Origin of the sequence: Xanthomonas sp. 3793 (assembly GCF_024806835.1) — a bacterium.
Classification (GTDB): domain Bacteria; phylum Pseudomonadota; class Gammaproteobacteria; order Xanthomonadales; family Xanthomonadaceae; genus Xanthomonas; species Xanthomonas arboricola_F.
Genome location: NZ_JANTYU010000001.1, coordinates 1,296,432 through 1,317,048, shown reverse-complemented (window position 1 = coordinate 1,317,048; position 20,617 = coordinate 1,296,432). Strand labels below are relative to the sequence as shown.

At 65.3% G+C, this 20,617-nt stretch carries 15 protein-coding genes; 2 read left to right on the top strand and 13 right to left on the bottom strand.

Annotated features, from left to right (window positions below; genetic code table 11):
* Nucleotides 1-50: 50 nt before the first annotated feature.
* The gene (locus tag FHY18_RS05460) at nt 51-761 is read left to right on the top strand and encodes an rRNA pseudouridine synthase (RefSeq protein ID WP_259152227.1); all 711 of its coding nucleotides are present in this window, start codon (nt 51-53) and stop codon (nt 759-761) included.
* 419 nt (nt 762-1,180) lie between these two features.
* Here the strand turns inward: FHY18_RS05460 and FHY18_RS05455 are convergent, their stop codons facing one another.
* The 5 genes from FHY18_RS05455 to FHY18_RS05435 all read right to left on the bottom strand — a co-directional run bounded on the left by FHY18_RS05455 (nt 1,181) and on the right by FHY18_RS05435 (nt 6,291).
* Nucleotides 1,181-1,621, bottom strand: a complete 441-nt coding sequence (locus tag FHY18_RS05455; RefSeq protein WP_259152226.1) for a hypothetical protein — start codon at nt 1,619-1,621, stop codon at nt 1,181-1,183.
* A 751-nt stretch (nt 1,622-2,372) separates the two neighbouring features.
* The gene (locus tag FHY18_RS05450) at nt 2,373-2,777 is read right to left on the bottom strand and encodes a response regulator (protein WP_259152224.1); all 405 of its coding nucleotides are present in this window, start codon (nt 2,775-2,777) and stop codon (nt 2,373-2,375) included.
* A gap of 78 nt (nt 2,778-2,855) precedes the next feature.
* Nucleotides 2,856-3,338, bottom strand: coding sequence for a hypothetical protein (locus FHY18_RS05445; protein ID WP_259152223.1), 483 nt, complete (start codon nt 3,336-3,338; stop codon nt 2,856-2,858).
* A gap of 135 nt (nt 3,339-3,473) precedes the next feature.
* Nucleotides 3,474-5,270, bottom strand: coding sequence for a DNA helicase RecQ (gene recQ / locus FHY18_RS05440; RefSeq protein WP_259152221.1), 1,797 nt, complete (start codon nt 5,268-5,270; stop codon nt 3,474-3,476).
* A gap of 472 nt (nt 5,271-5,742) precedes the next feature.
* Nucleotides 5,743-6,291, bottom strand: a complete 549-nt coding sequence (locus tag FHY18_RS05435) for a Dps family protein (protein WP_005988683.1) — start codon at nt 6,289-6,291, stop codon at nt 5,743-5,745.
* Between the two features lie 105 nt (nt 6,292-6,396).
* Here FHY18_RS05435 and hrpA point away from each other — a divergent pair, with 105 nt between their 5' ends.
* Nucleotides 6,397-10,512, top strand: a complete 4,116-nt coding sequence (hrpA, locus tag FHY18_RS05430) for an ATP-dependent RNA helicase HrpA (RefSeq protein ID WP_259152220.1) — start codon at nt 6,397-6,399, stop codon at nt 10,510-10,512.
* Between the two features lie 259 nt (nt 10,513-10,771).
* Here the strand turns inward: hrpA and FHY18_RS05425 are convergent, their stop codons facing one another.
* The 8 genes from FHY18_RS05425 to pqqB form a co-directional block, all read right to left on the bottom strand.
* On the bottom strand, nt 10,772-13,408 hold the full coding sequence (locus FHY18_RS05425) for a TonB-dependent receptor (protein WP_259152219.1): 2,637 nt from the start codon (nt 13,406-13,408) through the stop codon (nt 10,772-10,774).
* Between the two features lie 100 nt (nt 13,409-13,508).
* Nucleotides 13,509-14,540, bottom strand: a complete 1,032-nt coding sequence (locus FHY18_RS05420) for a glucokinase family protein (protein ID WP_259152215.1) — start codon at nt 14,538-14,540, stop codon at nt 13,509-13,511.
* 456 nt (nt 14,541-14,996) lie between these two features.
* Complete coding sequence (locus FHY18_RS05415; RefSeq protein WP_259152213.1) at nt 14,997-16,487, bottom strand: PhoPQ-activated protein PqaA family protein; 1,491 nt, start codon at nt 16,485-16,487, stop codon at nt 14,997-14,999.
* 483 nt (nt 16,488-16,970) lie between these two features.
* On the bottom strand, nt 16,971-17,483 hold the full coding sequence (locus FHY18_RS05410; protein WP_259152212.1) for a hypothetical protein: 513 nt from the start codon (nt 17,481-17,483) through the stop codon (nt 16,971-16,973).
* A 63-nt stretch (nt 17,484-17,546) separates the two neighbouring features.
* Nucleotides 17,547-18,674 carry a pyrroloquinoline quinone biosynthesis protein PqqE gene (gene pqqE / locus FHY18_RS05405; RefSeq protein ID WP_259152211.1) on the bottom strand — a complete coding sequence of 376 codons (1,128 nt, stop codon included), beginning with the start codon at nt 18,672-18,674 and terminating at the stop codon, nt 17,547-17,549.
* The gene (gene pqqD / locus FHY18_RS05400; protein WP_259152210.1) at nt 18,671-18,949 is read right to left on the bottom strand and encodes a pyrroloquinoline quinone biosynthesis peptide chaperone PqqD; all 279 of its coding nucleotides are present in this window, start codon (nt 18,947-18,949) and stop codon (nt 18,671-18,673) included. The genes pqqE and pqqD overlap by 4 nt, the downstream gene beginning before the upstream one ends.
* Nucleotides 18,946-19,698, bottom strand: a complete 753-nt coding sequence (pqqC, locus tag FHY18_RS05395; RefSeq protein WP_259152209.1) for a pyrroloquinoline-quinone synthase PqqC — start codon at nt 19,696-19,698, stop codon at nt 18,946-18,948. Before pqqC ends, pqqD begins: the two co-directional genes overlap by 4 nt.
* Nucleotides 19,695-20,594: a pyrroloquinoline quinone biosynthesis protein PqqB gene (pqqB, locus tag FHY18_RS05390; protein ID WP_259152208.1), complete on the bottom strand. Its 900-nt coding sequence runs from the start codon at nt 20,592-20,594 to the stop codon at nt 19,695-19,697. Before pqqB ends, pqqC begins: the two co-directional genes overlap by 4 nt.
* Nucleotides 20,595-20,617: the final 23 nt, after the last annotated feature.

The following is a 20,617-nucleotide window of genomic DNA, read 5'->3' as shown; positions in this document are numbered from 1 at the left end:
TTCGGTGGGCCAGCACGTACACTGCCGTGCCCTGATGCTGAGCTTGCCTGATGTCCGATCCCATCCGTCTCGATAAATGCGTTGCCGCGCAGTTCGGCTGCTCGCGTGGCGAGGCGCAGCAGTACATCGAGGGCGGCTGGGTCAGCGTGGATGGGGTGGTGGTCGAAGAGCCGCAGGCCCTGGCAACCGCCGCGCAGGTGGCGCTTGCGCCGGATGCGGTGCTGGAACCCGCCGAGCCCGCCACCTTGCTGTTGCACAAGCCGGCAGGAATGACTGCCGACGCTGCGATGGCACTGGCCAACCCGGCAAGCCGGAGCGAACTGGACAACGCCGAGGTGCGCGTGCTCAAACGGCATTTTCTGCGCCTCAATGCGCCGCTGCCGCTGGAAGACGATGCCAGCGGCCTGCTGGTGTTGAGCCAGGACGGGCGGGTACTGCGTAGGCTGACGGTCGATGCAGGCTCGATCGAGCAGGAATATCTGGTGGAAGTGCGCGGCGAGCTGCGCCCCTATGGCATGGCGCGGCTGGCGCATGGTCTGGTGTATCAGCAGCGCAGCCTGCCGCCGTGCAAGGTGAGCTGGCAGAACGAAGAACGGCTGCGCTTTGCGATCAAGCACGTGCAGCCAGGCCAACTGCGCTCTATGTGCGGTGAGGTGGGACTGGACGTGGTCAGCATCCGTCGGCTACGCGTGGGCCGCGTGTCGCTGGGCAAGCTGGCGATCGGCCAGTGGCGCTATCTGCCGGTGGGTGAGCGTTTCTGAGGCGCATCTTGCTAGGTGTGGGTGCAGCTTGTGCAGGCAGCGGACGCGAGTGCATCGTCCATGTCGGTCAGGTCGTGCGCGTGGAGTGCATGTGCTTCTGTCAGCGCCAGCATGCTTGTGCCGATGCTTGGCGATGCCGCAAGGTGGAATCCTGAAGCTTTTCAAGTAGCGGCCGACGCAGGTCGACCGATACCTGACGAGCCGCATCGCACGCAATCGCGTGCAGCGTGTCCTTGCTTGCGGCTGCCGCCCGGCTCGCTTACTTCTTGTTGCGCTTTTTCTTGGCGCGGGTCACCAGCCAGAACACCACGGCGATGATCCCGATGACCAAGATGGCGAATGCCGGTGTTAGAAACGAGTTGTCGCCCATGAAAATCTCCCGAAAGTCATCTGCAGCGAAGCGCTGCACTGACGTTAGCCTAGCGAGCGGCCTGCTTGATCGCGTGAAATGCGCTGCATTGCGCGCAGATGCGCTTTTGCCTTGATGGAAGGCCAGCAGCGCTGTCGCTCGGTTTTGACGCATCGATGCAGTGGGAGCTGCGCGCGCCGGGCCATTTGATGCGAATACAACCGATGCGACGGATGCAGTCAGCGCTGTGTGAGGTCACAAAACTGCGCAGCGATGTGTGGAAACTGCTGCGGTGTTGCGAGCGGTGACAGTCAACAGCGCGACGTAAGCGCGAGCAGGTCATGCATTGGGCCACCGCGCGGATCGATGAGAGCCTCCGGTAGGCGAGATCGATTGGATCGGCGAGCCGACCAGTGACGGCCGCCACGTGCGTCGCCTGCCACAGTGATGTCGCTCGCATTGCCAGGCGTATCTCGCCGCATCCGATCGACGTGCGGGTCTCGATCGACAAGCGCAACTGCGCTTGCACGCAGGAACACGTGCATGCGATCAAGCAACCCAACCGGGGCGGCGATCGCTTTGCAGCGGTCTACGCGCCTATCGCCTGGCGCCCAATGCAGTGCGCTACGCAGTTCGGTACCACCAGTGTTCCGGCAGGGGCGTGCTCAGCGCCCCGCGAGTTGAGCGGCCCAACTGGCCTCGCGTCCGGTGGCTGCAGTTTAAGTGAGACTTGCGTCACGTAAATCGGGGGCACGCCGACACGCTGTCAGGACGTTCCCGACAGCCGTGCCGGCTTGAGCTGCGCGCAGCCACGGGGGCAGCGAGGGCTGGAAGTGCAGTGGAAGCGGGCACAGTCGATTTGTACCGCGCCGCCTCTCTGGCAGGTCGCCGCGAAACGGATGGGGCCAGCTGGCTGCAACTGGCTGCAGTTCAGGCCGCTGCTAACGCTTTGGGCGCGTGCCCTGGATGGTTCGCTGGACATCGCCATGCTTGCAGGCGTCGGCGAGGCCGCAGCGGCGGCCGGCGAAGTCGCAACGCTGACAGGTGCAGCAGCGGTACATCGGCCGCCAGGAGCGTTGTCACCGCCTCGTGATGCGGGCCGCCGCTTGTCGCCACGATAGCGCCTTGCGGCCACCAAGTGGACAGTGCGCCGCAGCCTCGGGAGAGCGGTGCCGCGATCAATCCCCGTTGCCACCGAATCGCGCGCCGGCCGCCATTTCATATCGGGAGTGTTGGCCGCCCTCCAGTTGCGGCCGTGTGCGTCATACGCCGGGTGTGGCGAGCACGCGGCGCTTTGCCATCACGCTGCGGATGGCGGTGAGCAGTTGCTCCGGGGTGTAGGGCTTTTCCAGGAAAGCCACCCCGTCGGGCAGGATCTCTTCCACGTACTCCACCGCCAGGCCGGAGGTGAGCAGCACCGGCAGGTTGTACGGTGCATGCGCGGTCTTCAACGCAAGATCCACGCCGGTCAGGCCGCCGGGGAAATGGATATCGGAAAACAGCACATCGACACGCGGGTCGCTTTCGATCAGGGCGAGCGCTTCTTCGACAGACCCTGCGCTGCGGCAGGTAAAGCCGTAACTTTCCAGGACAAGGCAGCTGAGTTGTCGGGTGCCGTCGCCGTCTTCGACGACGAATACAACTGGCCGTTCCTTGTTCTGTGACATGAGCGCGTCTCGTAAGGCAGACCACATTCTCAGCGATGCGGCAGTGAACCCACCGTCAACGCAGACGCAGCCGTATGGTTACCAGCCGAACGGGCCCGGGCCATAGCCGCCGGGTGCGTAGCGTGGGCCGAAGACCGGGCCTTCGCCGCGGCCGACGCTGATGCTGACGCCGATCTGATGCGCTTTTCCGTCGTCGTCGTAATAGGTCTTGCAGGAGTTCAAATTGACCGCCTGCCAGTTGCTGTTGCCGCCACGGTTGGAATAGCCCATGCCGGTCTCGACCGCGCCATGCAGCTTGCCCTGACATTGCTCGGCACGTTCTGCCGCGATCAAGGCAGCGCTTGGCCGTGCGAGGGCCGGGCGGGGGCCGCTCTTGTCGCCGTAAAACGTGCCCGGCGGGTCGGTGCTGTATTCCGGATCGGAGCGGTACTGGAGCGGCGCTTGCGGGACGCTCAGGTCCAGCGAGCGCGCGCTGGCCGGCTCAGCGCTAACATCGCCGGTCTGGGCGAGCGCGCCACCGACGGTAAATAGAGTGGCCAGGAGAAGCAGGCTGCGTTTCATCGGTTCGACTCTAAGAGGGACTGGCAGCGCGTGCCAGCTCGCCCTGTGAAACTAGCAACGGCTGATTGAATGCGCGCTGTCGATTCCAACCGATGTTGCGTCGACGCTGGCATGGCGCTGACACACGCTGTTGCATCAGCCCTGCTCGCGCACGATGTCGATCAGCTGCGCACCATAGCGGGCCAGTTTGCCGCCGCCGATACCGCCGACACGCGAGAGTGCGTCGATGCTGGTGGGCCGCTGTTCGGCGATATTGCGCAGCGTGCTGTCGTGGAAGATCACAAAGGCCGGCACGTTCTGCTCCTTGGCCAGCTCCGCGCGCAGGCCGCGCAGGGCGTTGAACAGCACCAGGTCCTGCGGCTGCACCGGCAGGCCGGTGCGTTGCGCGCTACGCTCGCGCCCGGCAGCCGGGTTCTCGCGCCGCATCATCACCTGGCGCTCGCCCTTGAGCACCTGGCGGCTGGCGTCGGTCAGGCGCAGGCCACCATGGCCTTCGCTGTCGACCTCCAGCAGGCTGGCCGCAACCAGTTGCCGGAACACGCTGCGCCAGGTGCGTTCGTCCAGGTCACGGCCGATGCCATAGGTGCTCAGCTGATCGTGACCGAGCTGCTTGATGCGCTCGTTCTCGCTGCCGCGCAGGATGTCGATCAGATGCCCCACGCCGAAGCGTTGCCCACTGCGGTACACGCAACTGAGTGCCTTCTGCGAGGCCACGGTGGCGTCCCAGGCGGCAGCAGGCGTCAGGCAGTTGTCGCAATTGCCGCAGGGCTTGGGGTAGGTCTCGCCGAAGCCGGCCAGCAGCACCTGGCGGCGGCATTGCATGGATTCGCAGTAGCCGAGCAGGTGATCGAGCTTGGCGCGCTCCAGCCGCTTGCGCTCCTCGGCCGCTTCGCCCTGTTCGATCATCTGCTTGAGCAGCACCACATCGCCCAGGCCGTAGCAGAGCCAGGCTTCGGCCGGGTCGCCATCGCGGCCGGCGCGGCCGGTTTCCTGGTAGTAGCCTTCCAGCGATTTGGGCAGGTCCACATGCGCGACAAAACGCACGTCCGGCTTATCGATGCCCATGCCGAACGCAATGGTGGCGGCCATGATGATGCCGTCCTCGCGCAGGAAGCGACGCTGGTTTTCCGCGCGTACCTCGGCCGGCAGTCCGGCGTGGTAGGGAAGGGCGTTGAAGCCTTGCGCGCACAACTGCTGGGCGGTTTCTTCGACCTTGCGCCGCGACATCGCATAGACGATGCCGGCACAGCCGCGATAACGGGTGAGGAATTCCTGCAGCTGTTTGCGCGCGTTGTCCTTCTGCACCACGGTGTAGCGGATGTTGGGGCGGTCGAAGGAGCTGACGAAGTGGCGTGCATCCACCAGATCCAGGCGCTCGGCGATCTCGCGCTGGGTGGGCGGGTCGGCGGTGGCGGTCAAGGCCATGCGCGGGATGTGCGGCCAGCGCTCGTGCAGTACGGTGAGCTGGCGGTATTCGGGGCGGAAGTCGTGGCCCCATTGCGACACGCAATGCGCTTCGTCGATGGCGAACAGCGCGATGCGGCTGCGTTCCAGCAACGACAGGAAGCGCTGGGTCAGCAGCCGTTCCGGCGCGACGTAGAGCAGATCCAGATCGCCCGACAGCAGCGCGCGTTCGACGCGCTGCGCGTTCTCGGCATCCAGGGTGGAATTGAGGAATTCGGCACGCACGCCGAGCTGGCGCAGCGCCTCGACCTGGTCCTGCATCAATGCGATCAACGGCGAAACCACGATGCCGATGCCATCGCGCAACAGCGCTGGCACCTGGTAGCACAGCGATTTGCCGCCGCCGGTGGGCATCAGGACCAGGGCGTCGTTGCCGGCAGCAACGTGTTCGACGATGGCCTGTTGCGGGCCGCGGAAGTCGTCGTAACCGAAGACGCGGCTGAGCAGTTCGTGTGCGGGGGAAGACATCGCCGTAGGATACCGTGCGGGTCAAGCCCTGGTCGGTGTCATGTCGGCAGTGTTGCCCGATAGCGGGTCGGGGATTGCCGCGATGTGGTGGACGTGGCGGGCGAATGCGCACATGGGGTGTGACTGGAGCCTGCGGCGCAGTGCAGTGCAGGGCCGGGCCGGTGGCTGCGCGTTGGGGCACTGAGCTGCGCTCCGCACCCTCACCAACCCCTCTCCCGCCGGGACAGGGCGCAACAACCGACAGCACATCCCAGCCCCCTGAGTCAGGGGGCGCGCCGAAGGCGGGGGTATGGGGGTGCGTAGCGGGGCCCGACGTTTGCAAAGTAAACGTTGGGGGACATGTCCGCGAAGCGGAGATGGTCGCGACCCCTGAGTCAGGGGGCGCGCCGAAGGCGGGGGGAGTGGCCAGGGCCCCAAGGTTTCGGCGCAGCGAAACCTTGGGCAAGCCTGCAGGGGGCGAAGCCCTGCGGGTTTACTGCAGCAGCGAGCGCAGCATCCAGGCGTACTTCTCATGGGTCTGCAGGCGCTGGGTCAGCAGGTCCACGGTCGGGTCGTCGCCGGCGTCGTCGGCGGTGCCAAGCACCTTGCGGGCAGTGCGGCACACGGCCTCGTTGCCGCTGACCAACTGACGCACCATTTCACGCCAGTCGGCGCTGTCGCTCAGGCCCGGCTCTTCCGGAATCGAGGTCAGCGCGACGAACTCGCGGTACGAGCCCGGTGCGTTATAGCCCAGGGCGCGGATGCGCTCGGCCACTTCGTCCAGTGCAGCCCACTGCTCGGTGTACTGGGTTTCGAACATGGTGTGCAGCGAGTTGAACATCGACCCGGTGACGTTCCAATGGAAGTTGTGGGTCTTCAGGTACAAGGTGAAGGCGTCAGCCATGTAGCGGGCCAGACCGTCGGAGATCTGCTTGCGATCGGCGTCCTTGATCCCGATATCGATATGCGGCGCCGACGCTGCAGCGACCGGCAGAGCATCGTTGATGACGACGGGCTTGTTGGCGTTCTTTTTCTTGGACATGGAATGGCCCTTCTGAGGAGGTGGGTGTCTGAGGGAACAGATATGGCGTCACAATAGACAGGCTAAAGGATCAAACGTCATTCAATCTTTCACATTTCTCCATCAATGAGCGCTATCGACACCGACCTTGCCGCGCTGCTGCGTGAGCGCCGCCACGCCGTGGATGGCGCACTGAGCCGCGACCGGGGCCGCTTGCTTGGCCTATGGTCGCGCTGGCAGGGCAAGCCCGGCAACCCGCAACTGCGCGATGCGTTCGAGCAGGCGTTGACGGTGTCGCTGGCGCAGCGGCAGGCGCGTGCCGCGCAGCAGCCGGCGATCACGCTGGACACGCAGCTGCCGATCGCCCGCGAAGCCGAGCGCATCATTGGGCTGATCCGCGACCATCAGGTCGTCGTCATCGCCGGCGAAACCGGCTCCGGCAAGACCACCCAGCTGCCCAAGCTGTGTCTGGCGGCCGGGCGCGGTGCGGCCGGCATGATCGGCTGCACCCAGCCGCGCCGGATCGCCGCGCGCGCGGTGGCCGCGCGGGTGGCCGACGAGCTGAAGACGCCGTTGGGCACGCTGGTGGGCTTCCAGGTGCGCTTCACGGACCGGGTGAGCGAGCAGTCGCGCATCAAGTTCATGACCGACGGCATCCTGCTGGCCGAGATCGCCAGCGACCGCTGGTTGTCGGCCTACGACACCATCATCGTGGACGAGGCGCACGAGCGCAGCCTCAACATCGATTTCCTGCTCGGCTATCTCAAGCAGTTGCTGAAGAAGCGCTCGGATCTCAAGTTGATCGTGACCTCGGCGACCATCGATACCGAACGCTTCGCGCAGCATTTCGACAATGCGCCGGTGATCAATGTGGAGGGGCGGACCTTTCCGGTCGAAGTGCGCTATCGGCCGCTCGAAGGAGAAAGCGGCGGCGACGAAGCGCAGGACACCGGCCGCGATGGCGAGCGCAGCGTCAACGATGCGATCGTGGCGGCGATCGACGAGATCACCCGCATCGATCCGCGCGGCGACGTGCTGATGTTCCTGCCGGGCGAACGCGAGATCCGCGATGCGCATCATGCGCTGGAACGACGCAAATACCGCGAGACCGAAGTGGTGCCGCTGTATGCGCGGCTGTCGGCGGCCGATCAGGACCGCGTGTTCAACCCCGGCCCGCGCCGGCGTCTGGTGCTGGCGACCAATGTGGCCGAAACCTCGTTGACGGTGCCGCGCATCCGCTATGTGGTGGACCCGGGCTTTGCGCGCGTCAAGCGTTACAGCCCGCGGCAGAAGCTGGACCGCCTGCATATCGAGCCGATCTCGCAGGCCAGTGCCAATCAGCGCATGGGCCGTTGCGGGCGGATCGCCGAAGGAATTTGTTACCGGCTGTATGCCGAGGCGGACTTTGCCGCGCGCCCGGCGTTTACCGACCCGGAAATCCGGCGCTCGTCGTTGTCGGGTGTGATCCTGCGCATGCTGCAACTGGGGCTGGGGCGGATCGAGGACTTCCCGTTCCTGGAAGCGCCGGACGAACGCGCAGTCGCCGACGGCTGGCAGCAGCTGCTGGAGCTGGGCGCGATCGATGCCGATCGGCGTCTCACCGCCATCGGTCGCCAGATGGCGCGCCTGCCGGTGGACGTCAAGCTGGCGCGCATGCTGGTGGCCGCACAGCAGCATGGCTGCCTGCGCGAGATGATCATCATCGCCTCGTTCCTGGGCATCCAGGACCCGCGCGAACGCCCGCCCGAAGCGCGCGAGGCGGCCGACAATGCGCATGCGCTGTTTGCCGATGCGCGCTCTGAATTCGTCGGCATCCTGCGCCTGTGGGACGCCTACCGGCAGGTGCACGAAGACCTCACCCAGTCCAAGTTGCGCGATTGGTGCAACCGGCATTTTCTGGGCTTTTTGCGCATGCGCGAGTGGCGCGAACTGCATCGGCAATTGCGGCTGTTGTGCGAAGAGCTCGGCTGGAGCGAGGAGCCGGCCAACGTGATGCTGGCGCCGCTGCTGGCGGGCGCCAGCGCGCCTGCGCGCGAGGATGGTCACAATGCCAACCGGCCGACGCGCGGGCAGCTGCACCGTGCCGCGCGTCTTGCGCGCGAAGGCAAGCCCGATCCGGCTGCGCCACCAGCGCAATCCACCGCTGCGGTGTCCAACAAACAGGCCGAGGCCGCGGAAGTGTCGGCGCGAGCGAGCGAGCGCGAACGCGCTGCGGCATATCAATCGCTGCATCGCGCGCTGCTGGCCGGCTTACCCACGCAGATCGGCCATCGCACCGAAAAAGGCGACTTTCTCGCCGCGCGGCAACGCCGGTTCGTGCCGTTCCCCGGCTCGGCATTGGCACGCAAGCCGCCGCCGTGGATTCTGGCCGCCACGCTGCTGGATACGCAAAAGGTCTGGGGCATGACCAACGCGGCAATCGAGCCGGATTGGGCCATCGCCGAGCTGGGGCATCTGCTGGCACGCAAGCATTTCGACCCGCACTGGTCGCGTGCGCAGGGGCAGGTGGTGGCGTCGGAGCAGATCAGCCTGTTCGGGCTGGTGCTGGCGCCGAAGAAACCGGTGCATTTCGGCAAGATCGACCCGGCTGCCTCGCACGATCTGTTCGTGCGGCAAGGCCTGGTGACCGGCGAAATCAACACGCGCGCCGCATTCGTGGTCGATAACCTCAAGGTGCTGGAACAGGCGCGCGAGGAAGAGGCCAAGCTGCGTCGCGCCGGCATCGTCGCCGACGAAGACTGGCAGGCGCGCTGGTACCTGGACCGCATTCCGGCCGAGCTGCATTCGGCCAGCGGGCTGGATGCGTGGTGGAAGAGCCTGCCGCCGGACAAACGCCGCAGCCTGCACTGGACCCTGAACGATCTGCTGCCCGGCGAGGGAAGCGAGGCCGATCGCTTCCCGAAGTATTTCCCGCTGGGCGATGCGCGGCTGCCGCTGCAGTACCGTTTCGAGCCGGGTGCGATCGATGACGGCGTCACCCTGGACGTGCCGCTGCATCTGCTCAATGCGCTGGACCCAGCGCGCCTGTCATGGCTGGCGCCTGGCTTTGTCGCCGACAAGGCATCGGCCCTGATCCGCAGCCTGCCCAAGGCGCAGCGGCGCAATTTCGTGCCGGCGCCAGATTTCGGGCGTGCGTTCTACGAGGCCTACAGTCTGCCGTCGGCCGACGATATCCGCGGCGAGCTGGCGCGTTTTCTATCCAAGGCCACCGGCGTGCAAGTATCGGCGCTGGATTTCGACGAACAATCGCTGGATACGCATCTGCTGATGAACCTGCGTCTGCGCGACGACGACGCCAAGGTGCTGGCTGAATCGCGCGACCTAGACGGCCTGCGTGCACGCTTTGGCGAACGCGCCGGACAGGCGTTTGCCGCGCGTGCCGGGCGTGCCCTGGCTGCAGAAGGGTTGCGCGATTTTCCGAGCACCCCGATTCCCGAACAGGTTGCGGGCGAGGCCGGTGTGCCGGCGTACCCGGCCTTGGTGGATCAGGGCGAGGACGCTGCCTTGCGCATCTTTGCCGACCGCAACGACGCTGCGCAGGCGCACCCACGCGGCGTGCGTCGCCTGTTGGAAATCGCGTTGGCCGACAAGATCAAACACGCGCGCAAACAGTTGCCGGTCTCGCCCAAAACCGGCCTGTTGTATGCGGCGATCGAATCGCAGGAGCGCCTGCGTGGCGATCTGGTCGATGCTGCGCTCAATGCGGTGCTCGCCGACGGGCTGGGCGCGATCCGCGACCCGGCTGCGTTTGCACACCGTCGCGAGGATGCGACCAAGCGCCTGTTCGGCGAAGCGATGGAGCGGCTGAAACTTGCCGAAAGCATCCTCGGGGCGGTTGCCGAGCTCAAGCCGCTGCTGGAAGCGCCCTTGATGGGCTGGGCACGCGGCAATCTGGACGATATGGAGCAGCAGTTGCGTGCATTGGTGCATGCCGGCTTCCTGCGCGACACCCCGGCCGAAGCGCTGGCCAACTATCCGCGCTATCTCAAGGCGATGATCCTGCGGACCGAGCGTGCCAAACGCGATCCGGCGCGCGATCAGTCACGCATGCTCGAGCTCAAGCCGTTTGTGGATGCGCTGGACGATGCGGCCGCGCGTGGATTGCAGCAAGGTGCCGACTGGCAGGCGCTGCGCTGGGATCTGGAAGAGTTGCGGGTGTCGGTGTTCGCGCAGGAGCTCGGCGCCAGGTCCGGCGTGTCGGCAAAGAAATTGTCGCAGCGCGTGGCGGCGTTGCGCGGCTGAGTCGCGCTGCCCGATTGCGCGCGGGCTGCTCGCAGCCCGCTGCAGTGGGAACGGTTCGCATGTGCGTAGCGAGTGATGGGCCGGGTGCCTGACCGCCGCAGTCACCATGTCGGTTTCCCGCAGCGCCATGCGCGGCGTGCAGATCAAGCTGCGTAGAAGGGCGGTGCATACGCATCGCCAAGCAGCGCAGGCGTCTAGGTATCCAGTACCTGGCGGGTACGGCCACACGGTAATGGCCGCACCCACGACGGCGCCGACGTCAGAACTTCACGTGCAGGTTCGCCATATAGCGCCGCCCGCTCCTGTAGCGGCCAGCCAGATGGTCCTTGTCGCCGAGGTATTGCAGATACTCTTCGTCCAGCAGGTTCTGCCCATCGAGCTGCAGCGACCAGTTCGGGCTGAATGCATAGCCGATGCTGGCGCCGAGTTCGGCATAGTCGTCCACGCTGGCCGGCGCCGCACCGGCCACATAGCCGCCGGCAAGATAGCTGTCGCGCCAGTTGTAGGTCAGCCGCGCATTGAGCGGGCCTTTCTCAAAGTACGGGCTGAACGCCACGCTGTTGCGCGACTGGTACGGCAGCGCATCGCCGGTGTTGTTTTCACCGTTGGCGTAGGTGTAGTTGGCGGTAAGGCCAAAGCCGCTGTCGCCAAAGGGTTGCTGGAATGCGATGTTGAAGCCCTTGACCTTGCCGTCGCCGGCGTTGCGCGGGCGTTGCACGCTGTAATCGCAGTAGCCGTCGGCGGTGCAGCCATTGCTGCCGAGCAATTGCGCCCAGCTCTGCGGTGCGGTGTCGCGTAGCGCGTTGTACTGACGCTCCACGCTGGCACTGGTGTCGATGTAGTTGTCGATCTTCTTGTAGAACACCGACCATGCGACCACGGACTGCTGCGCGAAGTAGTACTCGGCCGATAGATTGAAATTCCACGATTCGTACGGCGACAGCTCCGCGTTGCCGCCGCTGCCGGTCAGCGTGGTGTCGTTGAGGAACGTGTTGTTGACCATCTGGTTGTAAGGCGCCCAGGCGATCACCTTGGCCGCGGCGAAGCGGAACACCCAGTCCTGGCTGGTGTCATAGGACAAGGTCAGCGACGGCAGCAGGAAGTCCTCCTTGCGGGTACGCGTCTGCCACAGGCTATCGACATTGGCCAACGACGGTGTGCCGCTGTAGACGAAGCCGCTACCTTCGGTCTTGGAGTCCACATAGCGCACGCCCAGATTGCCGCGCAGGCCGCCGCCGGAGAAATTCAGCTGTGCGTAGGCGGCGTTGTTGGTCTGCTGCAGTGCCCAGCTGTTGTTGAGATAGCTGGCCGGATCCGGTGCGTTGTAATCGACCGGGCTGTTGCGGATCCAGTTCAGCACATTGTTGCGCCCGGCCTGCACGTGCCGGCCGTGGTCGGGATAGAAATCCTGCAGGTCGGTCAGGCCGATCGTGCCGACGTCGGCCAATGTGCCAGGGGTTACCCCGCCGTAGACGTTGAGTTCGAAACGTTCCTCATGCTTGCCATGGCGCACGCCGAGCAGCAGTTGGTTGAACACGCCATCGAACTGCAGATCCAGGTCCAGTTGCCCGTATGTGTCCTTGCTCTGCGTGGAGAAGATCCCGTTGTTGCCGAACCAGCCGCCGGCCGAGCCCCAGTTGGCCGGGTTGCGCGCGGCTGCAGGGTCGTCGAACTGGATGCCGCGGCGCGTGTCCCAACGAAAACCGCCGTTGTAGAACGGCTCGATGAAGTATTGCGACAGATCCTTGTTTTCGGATTTGCTCTGGCCCACCTGTCCCTTCAATCCCCAGCCATCGCCGGCGAATGCGCCGCGCAGGTCCAGGCCTTTGGTGGTGACTTCCGATTCGCGCACGTTGTTGTCGTAGATCACCGTGCCGCCAAGCGGGTCGGCATTGGCGCCGGAGTGGCCGCTGGTCACCACGCCGTTGCGCACATCGCCGAGCTGGTCCACTGCAGCCACCGTGCCGGCATTCCAGGTCAGAAAGCTGTACATCGATTGGTTGTAGTTGTCGAAATTCTCGTTGATGTACAAGCCGCTGAGGTTGAATTCCAGTGCGTCGCTGGGCTTGAGTTGCAGGTTGACCACCGCGCTGTCGCGCTCGCGGTCCTGCTGGAACCAGGCAGCGTTGATCGAGTTGGGCACATCTGCATCGGCAGGCACCGTGCCTGCGGCGTTGGCAAACGTGCTGGCGGGCGCGTAGCCGAACACCTCCATGCCGCGGCGGTCCACGCGTTCTTCGTAATGCTGCGCGGACACGGCGATGCCCAAGGTTTCTGACGGGTTTTTCCAGCTGTATAGCAGCGCCGCATTGGGCTTGCCCTTGCTGGCCTGGTCGCTATAGCTGTAGCCGATGGAGCCGGCGATCTCGTTGGCTTCCAGATCCAGTGGTTGGCGCGTGTGCATCAGCACCGTTCCACCCAGGCTGCCTTCGGTCAGCCGCGCTTCGGAGGATTTGAGGATCTCCGCGCGTCCCAGGATCTGCGGCGCCAGCAAGGTGTAATCGAATCCGCGGCTGGGTTGCTCGCCGTATAACCAGATCGCCTGCGCCACCGGGTGGCCATCCAGGAACGACAGATTCAAGCTGGGGTCGGTGCCGTCGATGCTGACCCGCTCGCCCTGGCCGAAGCGGCGATCCAGGGTGACGCCGGGAATCTGCGACAGCGCTTCGGCCACGTTGGTGCTGGGAAACTTGCCGATGTCTTCGGCGGTGATCGCTTCGGAAATGCCTGCGTTGTTGCGTTTGGTATCCAGGGATTTTTCCAGGCTGGCACGGATGCCGACCACCTGTACGGCATCCAGTTCGGTGGCTTGCTGGCCAGCGCTGTCCTGGGCTTGCGCGGTCACCGCCAACGACAACGCAATCGCACTGCACAGCAGTTTGGTGCTGTCTTTCATGATGTCTCTCCTCATCACGCACAGGGATGGATGGCGGGCCGTGGCTCGCCGGATGCGGGGGCTAGCAACCGCACGTCCGGGAAAACGTGCGGTGGAACGCTTACGACATGTCAGCGTGGTGGTGCAGATACCAGTTGGCCGCACCGAGCACGCCCAGCTGCCCGTGCTCGACCAGCTTGACCGGGATGCGTTCGAGCACCCCGCGCATGTTGCCCTTGTCCAGAAAGCGCGCGCCGAATGCGCTGGACGCCAGAAAGTTTCCGATCGTCGGCAGGATGCCGCCGGCCAGATAGATGCCGCCAGCGGCGCCGTAGGCCAGCGCCATGTCGCCGACTGCGTGGCCGAGCAGGGCGCAGAACACATGCAGCGTTTCGCGCGCCAGTGGGTCGTCTTCATGCAATGCCGCGTGCGTGATTGCCGCAGGCTGCTGGTGGCGTTGCGGCAAGCCGTGCAGCGTGCACACCGCGGCATATAGCCGCAATAACCCAGGCCCGGACAACACGTGCTCCAGCGGCAGGTAGTGCCGGTCGCGCAGCAGAATGCGCAGCAGCTGATGTTCGTGCGCGTGAGTGCTGGCCAGTGCCACCTGGCCGGCTTCGGTCGCCAGTACGATGGGGCGGGGCTTGGCATCGATCCACACCGCAGCTCCCAATCCGGTGCCTGGGCCGACCACCAGAATCGGCCCGGCGCTACGCGCATGCCGTGGCGTAGGCCCGCTCAGTTGCAGCAGCGCGCGCGGCTCCATCTGCGGCGCTGCGTAGGCAACCGCTTCGAAGTCGTTGACCAGATGCACGTTGCGCAGCTTCAGCGTGGCGCGCAGGCGGGTGGGTGAGATGCTCCAGGGCAGGTTGTTGCTGATGAAGCTGCCGTCGTCCAGCGCAACGCCGGCGCTGGCGATGACGGCCGTCTCGACACGGCCGGCCTGCGGCAGGAAGTCGGCCAGGATGGCTTCAAGGCTGACGTACTCGGCGCAGCGATAGGTGCGGTAATGCGCCAGCGCGATGGCGTCCTCTGTCTGCACTACATGGCCAAGACGCACATGCGTACCGCCGACATCGGCAGCGATGAAGCCGGCGGCGACAGGAACAACGGGCCTGGCAGAAACGTGAGCAGAACGCGAAGTCGCAGCCACATGCAGTCCTTTGGTCCGTCTGATCGGCCGATGCCATCAGCGCGTAGCGGCCTGTTTAGGAGTTGGTGACAACGATGTCAATGGTTCAGTCGGGTTGGATCGATCTTGGTGGCGGGCTCAAGTGCCAAAACCGCGACTGGTGCCGCTTCTGTGCGGACTTCATTGCGCAACGCGGACAAGACGGTGCAGTCGTCGGGTCTGCAGCCTGCATATTGCGGATGTAGCGGCGTGCTCACCTGGTGCGACTACCCGCAGCGATCGTGAGGTGCACGCTCACCGGTGACCCGCCCTGATTCGGGAGTGCCGCAAGGCATCGCGGACAACCGTCCCATCAAGTCGTTGGCGTACCCGACGTCACGCAGCGTCACGGCAGGTCGCGGATCAAGCCTGCCTCCGGAAAATGGCTGAGGGCGGCCAGCGATCCGTTGCTCGCTCTGACCGCAACCGCAATCACCTTCAACGCGCAGCGGCGCGAGTGGCCATGCCGGGTAACGTGCTGCAGGCGGCGTTGTCGGTGGGCGGCGCGCTGGAAGGATATTGCTGCTTGCCGAGCACGTAGGTCTGGCTGGTGGCGACGAATCCATCCGCATAGGTGGCTTCGACGAAATAGGCGCTCCAACCGACCTCTGGAGTCTGCACCGGCACCGAGACGGTGTTGCCGCGTGCAAGCACGACCGGGGTGGCGCGATAGCGGATGCCGCAGGCGTAGCGGAAGTCGCGCGCCTGCGGATTGGTGGCCGACCATAGCCGCACTTGCGTCGGTCGTTCCGACGAACGGAAACGTATCGTGGCGGCGTCGCCTGTGCGCAAGCTGTCGCTGACTTTTGGCAGCGCGCGCTGTTGCTGCAGCCGTGCAACGAACGGTACGAGGCTGTCGACGACCGACGCGCGGATGCCGTTGTGCGCGCTGTTGGGCACCATGCGCAAGGCTTTGCTGCCAGGCAACGCGTCATAGAACAACTGCGTGTTGTCCGGCAGGAAAAAATCGTCGCCGCTGGCGTTGACGATGTACTTGGGCACCATCAGGCGCTTGCGCTGCGGCGTGCGCAGATAACTCAGCGGATCTTGCACTTGCACCAGTTGCGCAAACGCCGGGGTCTGCAGTTGCGCAGTAATTCCCTGTTTGGCATAGGCGTTGAATGCAATCGGCCAGTTGCCGCCGTATGCCCGGTACATATGGTCCAGCACGGCCGGCATGTTGAGGATATCGATCACGAACGGCGCCACTGCATCGACGCGTGGGTCGGCGATGGTGGCGTGCCAGCTGGCCCAACCCCGTTTGGACGCACCGGCAAGAATGAAGCGATGGATCTGTAGCGGTGCCAGCTCGCGCTCGGCCAGGCTCATGGTGCGCGCGATCGCCGCCGTCATCGGCACATGCAGCGGCATGGTCTTGCGTTGCTGCGGCGATTGCAGAAACAGCGACCAGCTGTAGGCCACGCTATCGTCCTCGCGACGCGCGCTGGCATCGCCCTGATACTGCAACGCCTGATTGGGAATATCGCTCAGCGCGATGACCACGGTGCGGCTGCGTTGCGCCAGCGCCGCCAGCGCTTCGGGCGACAGCTCGCTGGCCGGCTGCGCCGCACTCCCTGCGGGCGGGTGACGCGTGCCGTTGGTGGAGATCAGCAACGCACGTGTCTGCAGTGCATCGGCGGGCACATACATCGCCACGTCATGCTGCCAGGTGGCCGGGGTGACCAGTCCTTCAGGCGACCATGTTTGCGAGGTCAGCAGGTACTCGCGCCGCTCGACCCCGGCGATCCGGCTGATGGCGCCTTTCGTGTAGACCAGCGGCTGCTGTTCCACTGCATCGCGATAGCAGACCAGGGCCTGATCGAACCCGACCTCCGGCGCCGTGGCGCAGCGCTCGGCAGCGGTGGACGCCAGCGCCGGCCCTGCGATCAAGGCCAGCAGTGCAATCCCGTAACGTGTCATCAGGCGCATCGGCGTTCTCCGTGAGCGGCGCTGGGGGCGGCGCGATCAAGTGCCCGGTCTGCTGCGCCGGACGCATGCATCGAGCCGGTCGTCGGTGGCAAGTCTGGCACGTACGGCGCATGGATTCGTTGCAGTGCCTACGCCGTGTGCTGACCAAAACGACGTCGACGTTGTCGGCGAATGGAGGTCGTTTCGTTGACTCGCTGGCGTCTCGCAAAGGCGCGCTTGCCTGCGATGGGGTCTGTCGGCAAGCCCTCATCGCACCTTCCGCGCGCCTGGATGCGGGCGCCGGGTTTCTGTGCTTCGGTAGCACGTTTCCGCCGTCCGCACTGTTTGTACGGGCTAAAACCTGCAGGGGCTAAACGCGCAGCGAGCAGTCGTCGGGTGGGCAGTGACTGCGCGCTCAACATCGAAGCGTGCGACTGGCCCACGCCATCACGAGTACCGGCCGCGCGCGCCTGACCGCGAGCGCCATCGTTTTGTTGGCGGCTGTTACTTGATCCGCCGCACCTTGGCAGGGGTGTTGTAGCCCTCGATCTGCAGATACCACACACCGACCAGGCCGGGCTTGATCTTGACCTTGGGAGCGTCCTTGCGCGCGCCGGCGAGGCTGGCTGCGTCGGTCTGTTCCCACTCCTGACCATTGGCCAGGGTATAGATGCGGCCTTTGGAAAAGCCCTTGAACTCGCCGACGATGCTGCTTTCGATCGGCTCCTTGCTGCCGAAGTCGAAGAAGCCACGGTTCTTGACGATGATTTCCTGGCGGCCGGCCTCCTTGGCCTGTTCGACCACGACGGCGGCTTCCTTGGCCACCTTGCCTTGGAGCCAGTCGTTGAGTGCGGCCAGTTCGCCGGCATCGAGCTTGTCCAGGCCGGCGGCCTTGAACTGTTCGGCGCTCATCTGCGACTGCAGATCGCCGTGCACTGCGCGCTGCGCCAGGGCCGGGGTGGCGGTCAATGCAAAAGACAGGCAGACCAGCAGGGGAATGCGGCGCGCGAGCGACATGGAAGCCATCCGACAGGAAAGAGGTGGCTAGTGTAGACGCTGTTTCGTGCCGGCCGACGCCGCTCAGTCCAGGCTGTCTGCAGTGGACGCTGTCGCATGCGCGGGGCGGGCAGGGCGGCGATAGATGAATTCCGGCGGCGACGCGGCCGCCTCGGTGTCGGCAAGAGCGCGCACCTGGGCATGGTCGGGCGAACGTTCGCATACCGGATCCAGCGTGCCGGCATCGCCACTGAGCGCCAGCGCCTGGCAGCGGCAGCCGCCCCAGTCGATCTCGCGCTTGGGACAGCCCTGGCAGACCTCGGGCATCCAGGCGGTGCCGCGAAACCGCACGAACGCCTCGCCGTTGTTCCAGATATCGGCCAGCGAGCGGTCGCGCAGGTTGTCGAAACGCATGCCATCGATGGTTTCGGCCGCGTGGCAGGGCAGTACGTCGCCGCGCGGGGAAATATTGACGAAGCGCTGCCCCCAGCCACCCATGCAGGGTTTGGGTTGGCGCGCGTAATAGTCCGGGGTGACGAAGTCGATCGCCAGGCGGTCGCCGAGCTCGCGGCGCGCGGTTTCCACCGCGTCAATGGTGGCCATCAGCTGCTCGCGGCTGGGCATCAGCGCGGCGCGATTGCGCAGACCCCAGCCGTAGTACTGGGTGTGCGCCACTTCGATGCGCTCGGCTTGCCATTCCAGCGCCAGCGCAATCATGCCGGGCACGCGCTCGGCGTTATGCCGGTGCAGTACCGCGTTGAGCGTCAGCGGCAGCCCGCGCGCGCGCACGGCCGCGGCGAACTCGCGTTTCTTCGCCAGGCTATTGCGATAACCGGCGATGCGGTCGGCACCGGCCGGGTCGACGTCCTGCACGCTCAGCTGCACATGCTCCAGCCCGGCCGCCTGCAGCTGGTCCAGCATCGGCTCGCCACCGGCCACGCCGGAGGTGATCAGGTTGCTGTACAGCCCGAGCGCGCGTGCATGCGCCACCAGTTCGGGCAGATCCTTGCGCAACATCGGCTCGCCGCCGGAAAAGTGCGCCTGCAGCACGCCCATGTCGGCCGCCTGCTGCAGCAGCGAGCGCCAACCGGAGGTATCCATTTCCTCACGCAGCGCGGCCAACGCAATCGGGTTGGAGCAATACGGGCACGCCAGCGGGCAGCGATGGGTCAGCTCGAGCAATACCGATAGCGGTGGCGGTGCGGTCGTCATAGCCGCAGCAGACGCTTCTGATGCAGAGTGGTGGTGAGTTCGATCACATCCACTTCGATCTCGGTGGCGTCGGCATCGAATTCTGCGGCGAGTTCCTGCGCGATCTGTGCCAGCGAGCGCACGCCGTCGTAACGCTTCGCCACCACCAGCGCGATCTCGTCGAGCTCGACCACACGCTCGGGTGCAAGCAGCACCCACTGGTCGCGTGCACGGTCATGCTGCAGGCGCACGCCCGCGCGCAGGGCCGGCTGACTCTCGCGGGTAATGCCGCTCACGCAGCGGCCCGGCGGGCGTCGCGATCGGGCACAAATGCGTCCGGCCACACGATGCCCGGCGCGACATAGGCCACGTGCAAGGCATCCAGCTGCGCCCACAACACCGAGCATTTGAAATGCAGGGCGGCTTTCACCAGCTGCTGCTTTTCGACCGTATCGGCATGCTGCTTGACGTAGTCGAGCGCGAAATCCGAATCGCGTGGCGCCTCGGTCAGCCGGTGCTCGAAGTACGCCAGCGCTTCGGGCGAGACGAAGTCGTAATGCTTGAGCATGCCGGCCACGCGCTGACCGATGATGTTGGGAGCGAACAATTCGGTGAGCGAGGAGGCGATCGCCTCGAGCAGGCTTTTTTCGCGGACAAAGTGCAGATACGCCTGCACCGCAAAGCGCGTGCCGGGCAGCAAGGCGCGTCCGGATTCGACCAGGCCGCGATCCAGGCCCAGCGCGTCGGTCAGATGCAGCCAGCGCGCGATGCCGCCATCGGTGGCGCTATTGCCATCGTGGTCGAGGATGCGCTGGCGCCAGATCCGCCGCAGCGCCGGGTCTTCCATGCGCGCCAGGATCGCGGCGTCCTTCAATGGAATGCAGCGCTGGTATTCGAAGCGATTCAGCGCCCAGGCCTGCACCTGGCCGCGATCGAGCTTGCCGTCGTGCAGCAGGGCGTGAAACGGGTGCTGGTCGTGATACAGACGAGCGCCGATCGCACGCAGATCCGCTTCCAGTTGGTCGGGGGTAAGCAGTGCGGTCACAACGTGATCTCCAGGCCGTCGTAGGCAACATCCCAGCCGCTGGCACGCGCACTGGCGTATTGCGGCGAGTGGATGTCGAGCACGGGATTGGTGGTGTTGATATGGATGAAAATCTTGCGTGCCACATTCAACGACGCGAACGCGGCGATGCTGCCATCGGGGCCGTCGATGCTCATGTGGCCCATGCGCTGGCCGGTTTTCTGGCTGATGCCCAGTTGCACCATCTCATCGTCGCGCCACAGCGTGCCGTCGAAAAACACCAGCTCGGCGCCTTGCAGGCGCGCGCGCAAGGCATCGGTCATCGCTGCGCAGCCGGGGATGTGGTGCACGCGGTGCTGGCCATCGTCGATGGTCAGCCCGAGGGTTTCTTCATTGGAGCCGGCCAGGTCGCCGCCGCTGCGCGACTCCATGAACAGCGGTACCTTGCCCGGCACCGAGAAGGGCGTGAGTTGCAGGCCCAGCAGCGATACCGGTGTGTCCAGCGCAAACGGCTGGCGCGTCACGTGGTGCGGGTTGACCGCATCGAAAATGGGGTTTTGCGACAGCAGGTCCAGCACCCGGCTGCTGGCATGCAGCGAGAACGGCTGGCTTTCGCGCATCGACAACAGCCCGGCGATATGGTCGATCTCGCCACTGGTCAACAGCACCGCCTCGATCGGGGAGTGACGCAGACCGTGCTGCGGCCACAACGCGGGTGTGGCGAGAATCTGCTGGCGGAAATCGGGTGAAGCATTGATCAGCACCCAGCGCTTGTCATCGGCACTGACCGCGATGCTGGCTTGGGTACGACGTTGGGCACCGTCTGCTTGTTGCCATGCCCGCTGACTCGCGGGGGTGTGGCAATTCCACTGCGGGTGCCCACCGCCGGCCGCCGATCCCAGAACGATGATGCGCATGGAAACCGTTACCTAATCTGCCG